The organism is Streptomyces sp. NPDC096311, assembly GCF_044763085.1.
Taxonomy (GTDB): Bacteria; Actinomycetota; Actinomycetes; order Streptomycetales; family Streptomycetaceae; genus Streptomyces.
Window position 1 is genome coordinate 166,640 of sequence record NZ_JBIWFN010000017.1, and the last position, 14,694, is coordinate 181,333.

12 protein-coding genes and 1 pseudogene are annotated in these 14,694 nt (G+C 69.3%); 4 read left to right on the forward strand and 9 right to left on the reverse strand.

Translation table 11 applies throughout. The features are described from left to right. Positions 1-130: 130 nt before the first annotated feature. From ACIRA5_RS36595 to ACIRA5_RS36605, 3 genes and pseudogenes are all read left to right on the forward strand, one after another. Positions 131-529 (forward strand): annotated as a pseudogene (locus ACIRA5_RS36595) (nuclear transport factor 2 family protein); the annotation flags it as partial. A 46-nt stretch (positions 530-575) separates the two neighbouring features. Further along, complete coding sequence (locus tag ACIRA5_RS36600) at positions 576-1,523, forward strand: hypothetical protein (protein ID WP_403698368.1); 948 nt, start codon at positions 576-578, stop codon at positions 1,521-1,523. A gap of 103 nt (positions 1,524-1,626) precedes the next feature. Further along, positions 1,627-2,475, forward strand: a complete 849-nt coding sequence (locus ACIRA5_RS36605; RefSeq protein WP_403698370.1) for an alpha/beta fold hydrolase — start codon at positions 1,627-1,629, stop codon at positions 2,473-2,475. Between the two features lie 130 nt (positions 2,476-2,605). Here the strand turns inward: ACIRA5_RS36605 and ACIRA5_RS36610 are convergent, their stop codons facing one another. From ACIRA5_RS36610 to ACIRA5_RS36630, 5 genes are all read right to left on the reverse strand, one after another. Then, positions 2,606-4,774, reverse strand: a complete 2,169-nt coding sequence (locus tag ACIRA5_RS36610; protein ID WP_403698372.1) for a SpoIIE family protein phosphatase — start codon at positions 4,772-4,774, stop codon at positions 2,606-2,608. A 137-nt stretch (positions 4,775-4,911) separates the two neighbouring features. Further along, the gene (locus ACIRA5_RS36615; RefSeq protein WP_403698374.1) at positions 4,912-6,177 is read right to left on the reverse strand and encodes an FAD-dependent oxidoreductase; all 1,266 of its coding nucleotides are present in this window, start codon (positions 6,175-6,177) and stop codon (positions 4,912-4,914) included. Positions 6,178-6,194: 17 nt separating this feature from the next. Continuing rightward, positions 6,195-6,839, reverse strand: a complete 645-nt coding sequence (locus ACIRA5_RS36620) for a maleylpyruvate isomerase family mycothiol-dependent enzyme (protein WP_403698376.1) — start codon at positions 6,837-6,839, stop codon at positions 6,195-6,197. Continuing rightward, positions 6,836-7,672: a fumarylacetoacetate hydrolase family protein gene (locus ACIRA5_RS36625; protein WP_403698378.1), complete on the reverse strand. Its 837-nt coding sequence runs from the start codon at positions 7,670-7,672 to the stop codon at positions 6,836-6,838. Before ACIRA5_RS36625 ends, ACIRA5_RS36620 begins: the two co-directional genes overlap by 4 nt. Next, entirely contained in the window at positions 7,669-8,820 is a 1,152-nt protein-coding gene (locus ACIRA5_RS36630) for a cupin domain-containing protein (RefSeq protein ID WP_403698380.1), read from the reverse strand. The genes ACIRA5_RS36625 and ACIRA5_RS36630 overlap by 4 nt, the downstream gene beginning before the upstream one ends. 87 nt (positions 8,821-8,907) lie before the next feature. Between ACIRA5_RS36630 and ACIRA5_RS36635 the strand changes: the two genes are divergently transcribed. Then, a complete protein-coding gene (locus ACIRA5_RS36635; protein ID WP_403698381.1) occupies positions 8,908-9,699 on the forward strand; it encodes an IclR family transcriptional regulator in 792 nt (263 codons plus the stop codon). Here ACIRA5_RS36635 and ACIRA5_RS36640 read toward each other — a convergent pair. The 4 genes from ACIRA5_RS36640 to ACIRA5_RS36655 form a co-directional block, all read right to left on the reverse strand. Then, positions 9,682-12,216, reverse strand: coding sequence for a SpoIIE family protein phosphatase (locus tag ACIRA5_RS36640; RefSeq protein ID WP_403698383.1), 2,535 nt, complete (start codon positions 12,214-12,216; stop codon positions 9,682-9,684). The two genes, ACIRA5_RS36635 and ACIRA5_RS36640, sit on opposite strands and share 18 nt — an antisense overlap. Positions 12,217-12,607: 391 nt before the next feature. After that, entirely contained in the window at positions 12,608-13,297 is a 690-nt protein-coding gene (locus ACIRA5_RS36645; RefSeq protein WP_403698384.1) for a class II aldolase/adducin family protein, read from the reverse strand. A 39-nt stretch (positions 13,298-13,336) separates the two neighbouring features. Then, the gene (locus tag ACIRA5_RS36650) at positions 13,337-13,855 is read right to left on the reverse strand and encodes an IclR family transcriptional regulator C-terminal domain-containing protein (protein ID WP_403698385.1); all 519 of its coding nucleotides are present in this window, start codon (positions 13,853-13,855) and stop codon (positions 13,337-13,339) included. A 163-nt stretch (positions 13,856-14,018) separates the two neighbouring features. Next, positions 14,019-14,177 carry a helix-turn-helix domain-containing protein gene (locus ACIRA5_RS36655; RefSeq protein WP_403698387.1) on the reverse strand — a complete coding sequence of 53 codons (159 nt, stop codon included), beginning with the start codon at positions 14,175-14,177 and terminating at the stop codon, positions 14,019-14,021. Positions 14,178-14,694 lie beyond the last annotated feature (517 nt).

Below are 14,694 nucleotides of genomic sequence, written 5' to 3' on the forward strand. Positions count from 1 at the left end.
CGATCGGCGGCTCTGGCCGACGACAACGCGTACGCCGCCATGCGAGCGCTTCGGTGCGCACGAAAAGAGCGGCATCAATCACCGCAGGCCGAGATGACGCCTGCGTACGAAGCCCTTCAGGAGCACCACCATGACCGATGACAAGCTGCAGCGGCTCGTGGACCGCAGCGAGATCTCCGAGACCGTCATCCGCTATTTCAGGGCGCTCGACCTGCACGACTGGCCGACGATGCGCGCCACCCTGACCGACACCCTCGACCTCGACTTCTCGGAGCTGTTCGGGGACCCACGCGAGGTCGTCGCCTCCGACGACTTCGTCGGGGCCGCGCCCCATCGCCTGGGCGGCTTCCGTGCCACCCAGCACATCAGCCCCAACCACGTGATCACGATCGACGGCGACAGCGCCGAAATGACGGCCTACATGTACGCCTGGCACGTGGTCGAGGGGCCCGACGGCACGGAGCACACGTACACCCTCCGTGGCTCGTACGACATCACCATGCGCCGCACCAAGGACGGCTGGCGGATGGGCCGACTGCGCATGCACGTGTGGCACGAAACGGGTCCTTCCAGAGGTGGGCGACCTTCGAAGTCCTCGGCATCCAGGGGCGTTCTGGATCGCTCTCGTCCTCGCCGGCGTGATCTGGTTCGTACTCGAACACCGTCCCGTCGGCCGCTACATGTACGCCACCGGCAGCAACGCCGAGGCCGCGAGACTGGCGGGCGTCCGCACCAACCGCGTCATCTTCGGCACGATCGTCTGCACCGCGCTGATCGCCACGATCGCCGGCATCGTCGTCACCTCGCGCATCGCCACCGGCTCACCGACGATTGGACCGCCTTACCTGCTCCCCGCCTTCGCGGCCGCTTTCCTCGGCTCCACCCAGATCCGACAAGGCCGCTTCAACGTCCTCGGCACCCTCATCGCCGTCTACGCCCTGGCCACCGGAGTGAAGGGGCTCCAACTGGCCGGTGCCCCCTTCTGGTTGCCTGATCTGTTCAACGGCATCGCCCTGCTCGTGGCGGTCGCCCTGTCGGTACGACGGCGGCAGCTGACCAGCCGACCCGCGCAGGATGCACCGACGGCCAAGGTCCGTCCGCCGCTGACCCTGCGAGAGGCGGCCCGCCCTCGTCTCGAGCAACTGCGCGACAGCCTGGACGAGAGCGTGTGGCTCACCGAGCCCGCACTCGACGGCGGCATTGCGAAAGTGGTTGAAGCGGCCGAGAGCCGCCGGCCGCTGCGGATCGTCCGACGGCCCGGCGATCTCCGCCAGGCGGACGCACCGGACGTCGAGGCCCTCCAGGGAAGCGACACCGCCTCCGAAGTGGTGGTCGTGGAGGACGAAGACATGATCACCGTCGCCGCCCCAGTGATCGCCCAGGGCGGTCGTGTCCTGGCCGCGGTCTCGGCCTGCGCCCCCCGTGCGCGCGCCGACGACCGCCCCCTGCAGCAGATGCGCGACGGCGTCACCGGCACCGCACGACAGGTCGCCGCGCAGTTGAACGAACAGCGACCCAGCTGACCAGGACAGATCCATTGCTCGGGCACCGGCACCGGCCGACGGCGTCCGTCCGCCCGGCCGGTGCCGAGCCATGTGGCGCAATCAGCTCAGAAGAAGGGCGCTCATGTCCATAGGTTCCACACCGCTGCTCTTCCTGCACGGTTACTGGCACGGTTCCTGGTGCTGGAGCGAGGTCCTCACGCATGTGACCAGCTCCGGCCGCCCGTCCGTCGCGGTGGACATGGCGGGACATGGGCTGCGGGCCCGTTGGCCCGCATGCCTCACCAGACGCCCCTTCGCGCCAGAGGCGCTGACCACCGAGGTGTCTCCGGCGGCGGACATCGACCTGGACCAGGCGGGTGAGCTGCTCGTGTCCCAGATTGAGCAGATCGGCCACGGCGGCCCGGTCACCGTGGTGGCCCACAGCATGGGCGGCACCGTACTGACGCGGGCGGCTCAGCTCGTGCCCGAACTCGTAGCGCACGCCGTGTATTTGACCGCCTTCATGCCAGGTTCGGGCACGACGGCGGCCACCTACCTCCGCCTGCACGAGAACGCGGGCTCTTTGGTGGGGCCGGCCCTCCGCGCTGACCCTGCCGTGGTCGGCGCACTGCGGTTCGATCTCGCCTCGGACGACGGCGCCTACCGTCAGCAACTACGCGACACCTTCTACGGCGATGTCGATCCCGCCGTCGCCGACGCCGCCCTCGGGCTGCTCACGCCCGACGCCCCGGCCGGGATAGCGCTCGGCGCCACCACCCTCACCCGCGACGGTTGGGGCTCGGTGCCGCGCACCTACGTCACCTGCGCACAGGACCGAGCGCTCCTTCCGGCGCTGCAGCGGAGGTTCATCGACGACGCGGACGCTGCCTTCCCGGACAACCCGACCGCCGTGGTGGCCCTCGACGCTTCCCACTCGCCGTTTCTGTCCATGCCCCGTGAGGTGGCCGACATTATCGTGAAGGTGGGCTGACGGGCGGCCACCGGCGCGCGGGTGGGGTTTCGCACGACGACGCCGGGTGCGGCAGCCGCTCGGTCGCCGAGAGATCACGCAGGCGGTCCATCGACATTTTCATCCGAGATCACGAGCCTTGGCCACAGCGCTAGGCAGCGCCGGGCTGCGCCAGGGGCGGTCGCGGGGGGTTCTCCGGGATGTCCTGCTCGGTCCAGATGCATTTACCGTCCTGGAGGTAGCGGGCGCCCCAGCGCTGGGCGAGGGCAGCGACGAGCTGCAGGCCGCGGCCGCCCTCGTCGGTGTAGGCGGCGTTACGGATGCGCGGGGTGCTGAGGCTGCCGTCGTAGACCTCGCAGATCAGGCAACGGCTACGCAACAGGCGGAGCCGAACAGGCCCTCGGGCATGCCGGACCACATTGCCGACCAGCTCGCTGACCAGCAGCTCGGTGGTGATCGTCAGATCCTCCAGACCCCAGTCGGCCAGTCGTTCTCGGACGTGTTCGCGGGCGTGTCCGGCCGCTCGCGGATCGTGGGCGAGGTCGTACGTGGCGACGTTTTCGGCGGAGGTGCCCCTGACGTGGGTGATGAGCAGGGCCGCGTCGTCGTTGGTCTGCTCGCGGTCTGGCAGCAGCGCGGCCGTGACCATGTCGCACAGGTCCTCAAGGGACCCGACGTCGCGTGGGTGCGGTGCCCCGAAATACGCGGTTCCGGCCAGCAGCTCGCGGAGCTGGGCCAGTCCCTGCTCGGCGTCACGGGTGGCGGATTCGATCAGGCCATCAGTGCACAGGACCAGCAGGCTTTCGTTGGGCAGGTGCACCTCGCGCGTCAGGAACGGTGGCTCCGCAGCGCCCAAAGGTGGGTCGGTGGCCAGGTCCAGACTCAGGACCGTGCCGTCGGGATGGACGATCACCGGCGGCGGATGCCCGGCCAGCGAGTACGCACAGGTCCGTGAGACCGGGTCGAAGACGGCGTACAGGCAGGTGGCGTAGAAGTCTTCACCAAGGTCGCTGACCAGGTCGTTGAGGTGACCGAGCAGTTCGTCCGGGGACATGTCCAAGAAGGCCATGGTGCGCACCGCGGTGCGCAGGCGGCCCATGGTGACCGCCTCGGTGATGCCGTGTCCCATCACATCACCGATCACCAGGGCGACCCGGTCACCAGACAGGGGGATCAGGTCGTACCAGTCACCGCCTACCTCTTCACCACGGCCCGCGGGAAGGTAGCGGGCGGCCGCATGGGCGGCCGGCAGGCGGGGCAGCTCACGCGGCAGCAGTCCGCGCTGCAGCTCCTGTGCGCGGGCGTGCTCCAGGTCGTACAACCGGGCCCGCTCCAGTGCCTGGCCGACCAGACCGCTCAGCGCGGTCAGCAGGGCACGCTCCGTGTCACTGAACGACCGCGGATTGCTGAAGCCCAGCACGCACATGCCGATGGGGCGGCCAGACGCCTTGAGCGGCAGGAAAGCCAACGCGTTCTTCGGCGTTGCCGCCCAGAAGTTCTCCATCGAGGGATAGCGGCGGAGCCCCTCGGCCTTCGATTCCACGAACCGGGGGGTACGAGTCTCCAGTACGTCGGAAGCAATGGGGTTTGCGGTGAGCGGAAGGCCGCTGACCTTGCGCAGGAAATCCTCGGGGTATCCCACGGCGCCGACCGGATACTGCTGCCCGTGTTCGAGCACATAGACCAGCAGCCCGTCGGCGCCGAACGGTGGCAGGACGTGCCGTGCGACGGCTTCCAGGACGTCCCGGGAGGTGACGGCCTCGGCGAGCGCCGCGGTCAGCTCACCCATACGGAGCGTCCGCCCGGCCCCGGCCACGGTGCTGGAGCCAGACGGCGTGCCTGGCAGACCCTCCAGGCGTGCCGCGATCCATTCCGCGACCGCGTGCAGGACCGCCTGCTGCAGGTCGTCCGGCTCGCCGGGCCGGGCGATGAACACGGACAGTGCACCGACCGGTCCATCTGCGCCTGGCAAGGGCATCGCGGCGGTGCCCGACGCACCGATGTCCAAGCTGTCGCCGGTCACCCAGACGAAGGCTCGATCCTGCACAGCACGTGCGGGCGCCGCGTCCTGGTCCTCGCGCAGCTCGCTCCACGCCTCCACGGCGTCGCGGGTGAGCCCTACGCCCACCGCCGGCTGCAGCAGGCCGCTCGCGCGTTCACACAGGTGCACCAGGGCGCCGATCCCGTCCAGACACGTCCTCGCCTGGTGGAGAGCCGGCGCCAGCGTCCGCCCCTGAGCGTGGGCGACCCAGACGATGCTCGCAGCCACCTCCTCCTGCTCGGCCGCAGGAAGGTTTCCGATCGCGCGGATGGCGTCCATGTGAACCACCGGGTGCTTCATTCATGTTTGGGCCAACATGAATAACGGTAGACCCAAGCTTCGAATCCCGGTTCCGACTGGGACTGCGCGCGGCCCGGTGCAATGCGCAAGGGGCCGCGCGCCGCGTTGCGGGGTGCTCAGACCTGTACCGAGTCCAGCGGAATCGCCTGATACATCTCCGGCTCCTGGTCGGGGGTCAGCGCCGTGGGGCCGTAGATCCAGTCCATGAAGGAGTAGTCGTAGGTGTCGCGGGCACGCATCACCGCGTTGCGCTGCTCCCGCTCGACCCCGACGTGGTGCCACAGTGCGCCCCATGAGCGTGCGGTGAGGACCACCCGACGGCAGTGCTCGGGACGCACGGCCTCATAGGCGGCGAGCGCTGCCTCCCAGTCGACTCCGGATCCGGCCTCGGACCTCTTCGCGACCTGCGCGCCGACATGCTGGGCGAGCACCCAGCCGTCCTCGATGGCCATCACGGCGCCCTGGGCCATGTACTGCAGCGGCGGGTGGGCCGCGTCGCCGAGCAGGGCGATGCGGCCGGTGACCCACTTCATGAGCGGCTCGCGGTCGAACATCCGCCACCAGCGGTCGCGCCACATCAACGGCAGGCCCTTCTGGACCTGGTCGCACGTGCCCTCGAAGGCGCGGTCGAGTTCGTCCGGCGTGCCCCAGTCGTCCTCGCCGGCCAGGGCCTTGGGCGACTGGAACACGGCGACCTGGTTGAACATCTGCCCGCCGCGCAGCGGGTACTGGACGAAGTGGCAGCGGGGACCGACGTACAGGACGACGTCCTTCTCGTGCACCTCGTTGGCGCGCACCTGCTCGAAGGGGACTGCGCCGCGGTAGGAGACGTATGCCGAGTTGACGGGCTCGTCGTCGACGATCAGCGTCCGGGCGACCGAGTGGAGGCCGTCCGCGGCGATGACGACCTCGGCTTCGTCGGTCCGGCCGTCGGCGAAGGTGACGCGCGCGCCGCCCTCGATGTTCGCGTAGGACTCGCAGCGCGTGCCGGTCACCAGCTCCACACCCGCCCACTCGCAGCCGTGCAGGAGGACGCCGTGCAGGTCGCTGCGGTGCATGACCATGTAGGGGAAGCCGTAGCGGCGTTCCAGGTCCTTGAGGTCCACCCGGGTCAGCTCGCTCGCGTCGAGAGCGTCCTTCATGATCATGTGCTCGGGCAGCACACCGAGTTGGACGGCCTCGTCCAGGAGCCCGTACTCGTGCAGGATCCGGGTGCAGTTCGGTGCGAGCTGCAGGCCCGCGCCGACCTCGCCGAATTCGGGAGCCTGCTCGTAGAGGCGGACTCGTAGGCCCTGGCGGGTGAGGGCCAGTGCGGCCGAGAGGCCGCCGATGCCGCCGCCGATGACCAGGACGTCGGGACGGGGGGTGTCTGTGATGTTCATGTCTCGCTCCCGCGTGGTCACAGCCACGGCCTCAGGGGTTTGGCGGGCAAACCGTCCGGGGTCGTCACGCCGGTGTACGGGCGGCCCGCCAGGTAGGCGGTGATATCGGCGTCGCTGCCCTGGACCGTGGGGCCGGTGTCGTGGCCGCGCTTGCCACCGATGTCGTGGCGCAGTTCGGTGAGGAACTCCTCGGGCAGGTCGGCGAATTGGACGCCGGTGTCGAGGTCGACGGCATGCACCATGACCTCCCTCGTGCGCATCCACGGGACCTCACCCGCCGGCACGGTTCGTCCCTGGGCGGTCAGTACCTCCGCCTGCCACTGCTCCTCGGTCAGCTCGGACATCGCATACGTCAGTAGCTGGGCCGACTCCTCGAACCAGGCGACGAGCCATGCGGCGGGCAGCTGTGCGCCCGATTCGATGTCCGCCAGGCGCTGCTCCGGCGAGCTGTACATCGGGGTGGGCTCACCGGTGCGCGCCCAGTGCATGAGGTTGCGGAGGGCTCGGGCGTTGGCGGCCACGTGGGCCACGACGTGCGCCCGGGTCCAGCCGGGGAGCAACGAGGGCGTGCGGTACGACGTTTCGTCGAGGTCGGCGATGGCCTTGCGGCACAGTGCGGTGCCCTCGGCCACCCAGGCGAGCGTGGTCGGCAGCGTTCTCATCGCGCGCCCTCCGAGACGACGCGGTTCTCGAGCCGCCCCACCCCCTCGATCTCGGTGACGATGGTGTCGCCTTCCTGCAGGAAAACCTGCGGCTTGCGGGCGTGGCCGACACCGCCGGGGGTGCCGGTGGCGATGATGTCGCCGGGGTTGAGCCGGATCATCGTGGAGACGTAGCGGACCAGGTCGACCGGGTCGAAGAGCAGGTCGCCGGTGTTGTCCTGCTGCATGACCTGCCCGTTGACCTCGCAGCGGATGTCGAGCGAGGGGCGCGGTCCGCCGACCTCGTCGGTGGTGACTAGGAACGGGCCGAGCGGGGTGGTGGAGTCCCAGTTCTTGCCCTGCAGCCACTCGCGGGTGCGGAACTGCCAGTCGCGGCAGGTGACGTCATTGAGGACGGCGAAGCCCGCGATGGCGGCCTCGGCCTGCGCCTCGTCGGCGCGCCGGACCTGACGGCCGACGACCACGGCGAGTTCGGCCTCCCAGTCGAACTGCTCGGTCTCGACCGGGCGCCGTACGTCGTCGAGGGCGCCGACGAGGGTGTCCGGGAACTTGCAGAAGAGGGTGGGGTATTCGGGCAGATCGCGGCCCATCTCCTTGATGTGCTTCTGGTAGTTCAGGCCGACGCAGACCACCTTGGTGGGGCGGGGGACCAGCGGGGCGAACTCGGCGTCCGCGCCTGCATACCGCTGACCGTCGGCCGCCGCCGCGGCGTCGAGACCGCCGGCCGAGGCCAGCACGGCACCCACGTCCGGCAGACCGAGATCGACGAGGGCGCCGCCCTCGACGCGAACTGCCGTGGTGTGGTCCCCGAGACGGATGGTGGCGAGCTTCACGCGTTCTCCTCGATGTGGGTGCGGAACAGGTTGAGCTTGGTGAACAGGGGGGCGTCGCTGAACTGGAACAGGTCGAGCGCGCCGGAGTCGGAGTCTGACGGTGATGCCTCGGACCGGATCGACAGGGGCTGCCAGGATGGGACGACGAAGAGGTCGCCGCGCTGGACTGACCAGGAGAAGTCGCCGACGGTCACCCGGCCGGAGCCGTCGAACACCTGGTACACCGACGAGCCCGTCTCCCGGCGCGGGGCCGTCTCCGCCCCGCTGACGAGGCGATGGAACTGGGCACGGATGGTCGGCAGAACGTCGCCCGCGGTGGTGGGGTTGGTGTAGCGCACCAGCGCGTGGCCGGGCCCCATGGCGCCGGGGTGGCCCGCGCGCTCCAGCTCCAGCTGGTCGGCCAGAGCGGCGTCCGTGTCGACCCAGCGGTAGCACAGCAGGGGAGTGCCCTCCCTGTGCCCGAGTTGCGAGACCGGCGCCAGACCCGGGTGACCCCACAGCAGCTCCGAGCGAGATCGATTGGGCGTCGCGTGCTCCTCTTCGGACAACTCGTCCCGGCCGAAGTCGAAGAACTGCGCCTCTACGTCGTACTGGAAGGGGATGTCGAGCCCATCGATCCAGGCCATGGGCGTGCTGGCCGAGTTGTGGTGGGCGTGCCAGTTCATCCCCGCCTGCGGCAGGAAGTCGCCCCGGCGCATCGGCGCCGGGTCCCGCTCCACGACCGTCCACACGCCCTCGCCTTCCACGACGAACCGGAAGGCGTTCTGGGTGTGGCGGTGCTCGGGCGCGTCCTCGCCCGGCATCAGGTATTGGATGGCGGCCCACAGGGTCGGAGTCGCGTACGGACGGCCGCCCAGGCTCGGGTTGGACAGGGCGATTGCCCGCCGTTCGCCGCCGCGGCCGACCGGCACGAGGTCGCCGGAGCGGCCTGCCAGGTCGAGCAGCGTCTTCCACTCCCAGCGGTGCGGCTGCGCCTTCGACTTCGGGTGCTCGGGCATCAGGTCCCCGATCCGGGTCCACAGCGGCACCAGCAGGGCCTTCTCGAAGCCGCGGTAGAGGTCTTCCAACTCGGGAGTCACCGGGGGCTGACCCGGCTGGTCCTCGGCGGTCAGGGAGACGGGGGAGACCACGTCGTCGTGTTCGCTCATACGGGAACGGTGCTCCGTATGGTCTGCTCTGGAATAGTAGATTCTGATGGACAGAACATGTGAAGGGCGGTCATGGTGGCCAGGTCGATGAAAAACCCGCCGACATACGGCGTGACGAGCGTGGACCACGCGCTGCAACTGGCGGTGATTCTGCAGGTCGAAGGGGATCTGACCGTCTCCGAAGCCGCCCGTCGGCTCGGAGTGGCCCGTTCCAGCGCCCACCGTCTGCTGTCTACTCTTGTGTACCGCGACTTCGCGGTGCAGAACGAGGACCGCAGCTACCGGGCCGGGCCGGTCCTGGAGATCGCCGACAAGGCACAGTCGAACGTAGGTAGCCTTCGGGCCGCCGCTCTCGGCCCGCTGCGCCGTCTCGTCGACACCCTCGGCGAGACTGCGAACCTCACCATCCGTACCGGCCGGACTGTGCGGTTCATCGCCTCGGTCGAGAGCTCGCAGGCCCTCCGGGTCGGCAACCGCGAGGGCATGGTCTTTCCGGCGCACCAGGTGAGCGGGGGACTGGTCATGCTCGCCGCCCTCACCGACGACGAACTGACCGCCCTCTATGCCAACGCCCCGACCGATGGTTCCGAGGAGCGCCCGGATCCGGCCGAGCTGCGCACCGAGCTCAGTGCCGTCCGACGCAGCGGCACCGCCGTCAACCTGGAACGTTCCGAGCGAGGGGTCGTCGCCATCGGGCGCGGAGTGACCGATGCGATCGGTGCCACGATCGCGGCCGTGTCCGTGTCCATGCCGAGCGTGCGGTACTCGGCGGGCCGGGTGCAGGAGATCGTGTCGGCTTTGGCGGTGACGGCAGAAAGGATCTCCGCCGAGCTGGGGGATGTGATCGATGGCGTACGCCGGTCAAAGGCCCCCGGCTGAGTTCAGCCCTACGCCGAAGGAAGCCGGGTCCACCAGCCCCAGGCCGCCGACCGGCTGTGACCGGAGGCACTGTTGCGCCCATATCGTCTTCCCTCTGCTGGTCTGACGGGTTCCCCAGCGATCGCTGAGCTGCGCGACCAGAAGCAGCCCGCGGCCGCCCTCGTCGTAGGTGCGGGCGCGGCGCATGTGGGGTGCCGTGCTACTGCCGTCCGAGACCTCGCAGATGAGGCTTCTGTCATGGATGAGGCGCAGTTGGATGGGCGGGTCCGCGTAGCGGATGGCATTGGTGACCAGTTCACTCACGATGAGTTCGGTGGTGAAGACGGCGTCGGTCAGGCCCCATTCCTCCACCTGGCGGACGGCTTCCCTGCGGATGCCGGCGACGGCGGCGGGCTCGGGGTCCACCCTCCACGTGGCGACCTGCGAGGCGTCCAGCGCCCGGGTACGCGCGATGAGGAGGGCGACGTCGTCGGTCGGCCGCCTGGGCAGCATGGTGCCAAGAACCGTGTCGCACAACGCGTCCAGCGAGGGCACGGGACGGCTCAGGGTTTCGCACAGCCGGGAGATGCCGACCTCGATGTCCATGCCCCGCTCGCGAGATTCGATCAACCCATCGGTGTAGAGGGCGAGCACACTGCCCTCTGGCAGGTCAACCTCCACAGCCTCGAAGGGTAGTCCGCCCAGGCCGAGCGGGGGTCCCGCCGGCACGTCGAGCAGTTCCACGCCGCCGCCCGGACGCACCAGTATCGGGAGCGGGTGCCCGGCGCGGGCGAGCGAGCAACGGCGTGAGATGGGGTCGTACACGGCGTACAGACATGTTGCCCCGACGTCTCCCGCGGATTCTGTACCTTCGGCAGCCTGCCCCCAGCCCGCTCCGTCTCCCTCGTTCGAGAGCCGGCCCACCAAGTCGTCAAGGTGAGTGAGCAATTCGTCAGGGGGCAGATCGATGTCCGCCAATGTCCGTACGGCCGTACGCAGCCGACCCATGGTCGCCGAGGCGTGGATTCCGTGTCCCACGACATCGCCCACGACCAGCGCCACCCTCGCCCCGGACAACGGGATTGCGTCGAACCAGTCCCCGCCCACCCCGGCGCGGGCCCCGGCCGGCAAATAGCGGGACGCCAGTTCCACCGCGGCTTGCTCGGGCAACCGCTGCGGCAGCAGGCTGCGCTGAAGGGTGACCGCCGTGTCGCGTTGACGTGTGTAGCGCCGGGCGTTGTCGATACAGACGGCCGCCCTGGCCGCCAGTTCCTCGGCCAGCACGAGATCGTCCTGGTGGAACGGCTCGCTGCGCCGGTGACGGACGAAGACCGCGACACCCAGGGGCGCTCCGCGTGCCGACAGAGGCGCCGTCATCACCGAATGGATGCTGGGCTCGCGGACTCGGGCGGTCCGAAGCGGGTCCCGTGCGACCCACTCGGCTACCCCGGGATCGGTCATCCGGTAGAGGGCGGCACGGCCGGCTCGGAGACTTTCCACCGGTGGGGAGCCTTCCGGGTACCCGTCCACTTCGCCCGGAGCGACGACGGCCTCGGGTACGTCGGGATACACGGACTGGTGAGCGATGCGGCGCAGAGCGAGCGGTTCGCCGACCGCCCACGCGTCCGAGGACGGCTCGTGCGCGTCGTCCAGGGACGCCAGCAGGTCGACACTCATGAAGTCGGCGAGTTCCGGGACGGTCACATCGGCCAGTTCCTGCGCGGTCCGCGTCACGTCGAGGGTGCTGCCGACGCGCTTGCCGGCCTCGGCGATCAGTTGGAGGCGCTTGCGGGCCCAGTGCTGCTCGGTGACGTCGTGTGCGGTGAGACTGAGACCTTGGATTCGGCCGTTGCTGTCCCGCAAGGGCGCGTGGGAGACCTCCCACGCGTGCTCGCGGGTTTCGCCGAGGGTGCGCAGATACACCTCGCGGCTGAACGGCTCACCCGTCTCCAGTACGCGCTTCATGTCCTCTTCCGCCAACGCCCCGGCCCAGTTCGGCATGACCTCCGACACACGCAGCCCGCGCATGGAGTCCTCAGTGAGGTCGAGCGCCCGTTGCATGGCCTTGTTCGCCGTCCGGAGGCGGCCGCTGGCGTCGTACAGCGCCACAGTGCAAGTGGGGGATTGCGAGAAGCTCCAGTTCACGAGGGCCTCGTTGCCCGGCTGGGGTGGTGGCCCGGCCAGGGCGGAGACAAGCAGCCATCCGCCGTCGCCGTGCTCCGACAGCCTGTGATGGGCGACCACTCTTCTTTCCAGGCGGTGGCCGTCCCGATGCCTGAGCGTGAGATTTCCCTGCCACTGCGGGAGGTGTGCGAGGGGTGGCAGGTCCTTTGCCGGAGGCTGCTCGGCGAGCAGAGTGGACACCAGCCGACCCAGGATCTGCGCCGACGAGTATCCCAGCAGGCGTTCGGCACCTTCGCTCCAACCGGTGACGGTGCCGTGCTCGTCAACTACGACGCGTGCCGTGAGCGCCTGGCCGACCAGGTCGCGGTCATTGAGGAGACTCGCCTCGTGCCCGGCGGTGTCACTGCGCTCCATGGTCGCTCATCTCGTTCTTGCTGAGATTTTCCAGATCCTCGCCGCACTGAGGTCTCCATGGCTTGGGACGGATGCGCCGCCCGCCCGCCGGGGTTTGCGAGAGTCGTCATACGTAGACGTATTCATGTCGCTTGAATGCATATAGGCGTATTCGGCATTATCTCGCAGCACAGTGGACCAAGCCCGTCCTTCGCTTGACGCCGTGACCGATTCGGAGCCGCACCGGCCAGCCATCCTCCGGCTCTCCCTGGACGGCAAGCCGGTGCCGACCTGGCCGGTCGGGCTGAAGCAGGCCGACGGACCAGTCGAGGCCGGCCCGGCGACCGAGTGCGTCACGCACCATCCACCACGGGTGACCAGGGAAGTCGGACGGGGACGACACGGGGCGGAGTCAGCGGTCGAGGCCCCGGACCAGGTAGTCCCAGACCTGGCGGAGTGCGGCCGCGGAGTAGATGTGCTCGCGCTTGGCGTGCGACTCGTCCGGTTCCGACCACACCGGCCAGCCGCCGAAGCCGTGCGTCAGCAGCTGCTGCTGGCAGGCCCTCTCCAGCAGGACGGCGGTGACGGTGGCGGTCTCCAGGTCCGGGCCGACGGTCACGATGCCGTGGTTGACCAGGAACACGGCTTTGGCGCCACCGAGTGTGGCCGCGACCTCCTTGCCGAGCGACGGGGTCATGATGAGGTCGGCCGTTCCGGTATAGGCGGGCACCTGCGGCGGGACGAAGAAGTTCGCGGCATGGCTCACCGGCCGCAGCGACTGGCCCGTGGCAGCAAGGGCGACGGCGTGGGGCGAGTGGACGTGGACCACCCCGCCGACGTCCGGACGGGCGGCCAGGATCTCCGTGTGAATCGGGTATTCGCTGTGCCGGGGCCCGTCGCCCTCCAGGACGTCGCCGGACTCGGCCACCAGGTGCACCCGCTCGGGTGTCACTTCTTCAAGCCCCCATCCGGCGGCTTTGATCCATGCACCCCTGCCCTGCGGGTCCCGGGCAGAGGCGTGGCCCCAGACGAGGTCGCCGTGGCCGTCGGCGGCCAGGATCCGGGAAGCGGTGGCGACAAGATCGCGCAGGTCGTCTGCCATGGGTCTCCTTCTAGTTCTTCTCTTCAGACCCCAGGTCTGTTAACGGAGGATAGGAGCCCCGTCGGTCAATGCCCATTGCTTTCTGGCAGGCAGAACGCCATGAGCTCCGGTCGCTGGATCCGGTCGGCCATGTCTCGCGTCAACTGGGCCGCCCGCGCGACCTGCTGTTCTCCGAGTCGAGCCGTGGGGGCCGCAACGCTGAGGGCAGCGGGTGGGCGGTTGCCGCCGCGGGGCACCGCGACCCCCACCGAAACTGACGCCCTCCTCGCTCTCGTCGTGGTTGACCGCGTATCCCCGTTCCCGGACGTGGTCCAGTTCCGCGAGCAACTGTGAACGGCGGCGGATCGTGTGGGGGGTGACCGGAGCCAGCGACTCGCCCGGATGCAGGCGCAGCACGGTGTCTGTCGGCAGTTGGGCGAGTATCACCTTGCCCAGGCTGGTCGCGTAGGCCGGCAGCACACGCCCGATCCGCCCGGCCACGCGCAGCGCGAGCTCGCTCTTCACGCAGTCGAGGAAGCGCACTTCGCCCCCCCAGGGTGCCGAGGTGGACCGTCTCACCGGTGACGGAGGCGAGTTTCTCGAGCATCGGGCGGGCCAGGGCGCGGATGTCCATCCGGGCCGCGGCGGCGAGCCCGATCTCCATCAGGGCCGGACCCGGGCGATAGATCCTTGTCTCGGGGTCCGGTATGGCGAAGCGGTGGTACACGAGCATGGCCAGCAGTCAGTGAGCCCGGGACTTGCCGATGCCGAGTTCCTCGTACGCCTCAGTAAGCCGCAACTGGCTTCGGTCGCGGAAGAGGAGCAGGAGGCGCAGGGCCTTGTCGACCGTCTCGAGGGGGTACTGCGGGACCTGCTCCACCTCCTCTTCTGAGTTCTTCATAGCAGAACTTTAGTGGTCTCTTGGCGACCCTACGACTCTGCAGTGCTTGGTCGGCAATATACCTATGTTCTGTTGATTGATGCTCACGTTCTGCTCCGGAAGGCTCGGTGAGCGCGAGCCATCGTTGGAGGCGCTCATGGGAGACCCCACGTCCGGCCTGACGGTGCCCGGCGGCTTGGCCGCCGGGACTCGCCGGGTCCTCATCGGGACGTCTATCCTCTCCTCGGGTCGGCTCATCGCCGGTGTGGGTCGGCGGTGCCACCAGAGCCTTCCGCCGACGCGCTGGCCCGGGCCGGTGACGGCCGGCTCGCCTCGCCCGGACGGTTCCTCCTCTGGTCCCCGCCACTTATCTCTTCGGGGCGATCGACCAGGACGGCAGAAAGTGGCGCCGGGCTCTCGACACCGCCTTACGCCATCTCCTCGGGGTGCCCCCAGAAGCTGTAGCGGACACCTGCATCTGGGGCGCCCCTGGGCAGTTGCTGCACCGGCTGGCCGAGTGGGAGCGCGCTGGCGTCCG

Coding starts and splice junctions, on each gene's coding strand:
- ACIRA5_RS36605 (WP_403698370.1), top strand. CDS start 1,627: ATGTCCATAGGTTCCACACCGCTGCTCTTCCTGCACGGTTACTGGCAC.
- ACIRA5_RS36610 (WP_403698372.1), bottom strand. CDS start 4,774: ATGGACGCCATCCGCGCGATCGGAAACCTTCCTGCGGCCGAGCAGGAG.
- ACIRA5_RS36615 (WP_403698374.1), bottom strand. CDS start 6,177: ATGAACATCACAGACACCCCCCGTCCCGACGTCCTGGTCATCGGCGGC.
- ACIRA5_RS36620 (WP_403698376.1), bottom strand. CDS start 6,839: ATGAGAACGCTGCCGACCACGCTCGCCTGGGTGGCCGAGGGCACCGCA.
- ACIRA5_RS36630 (WP_403698380.1), bottom strand. CDS start 8,820: ATGAGCGAACACGACGACGTGGTCTCCCCCGTCTCCCTGACCGCCGAG.
- ACIRA5_RS36635 (WP_403698381.1), top strand. CDS start 8,908: ATGAAAAACCCGCCGACATACGGCGTGACGAGCGTGGACCACGCGCTG.
- ACIRA5_RS36640 (WP_403698383.1), bottom strand. CDS start 12,216: ATGGAGCGCAGTGACACCGCCGGGCACGAGGCGAGTCTCCTCAATGAC.
- ACIRA5_RS36645 (WP_403698384.1), bottom strand. CDS start 13,297: ATGGCAGACGACCTGCGCGATCTTGTCGCCACCGCTTCCCGGATCCTG.
- ACIRA5_RS36655 (WP_403698387.1), bottom strand. CDS start 14,177: ATGAAGAACTCAGAAGAGGAGGTGGAGCAGGTCCCGCAGTACCCCCTC.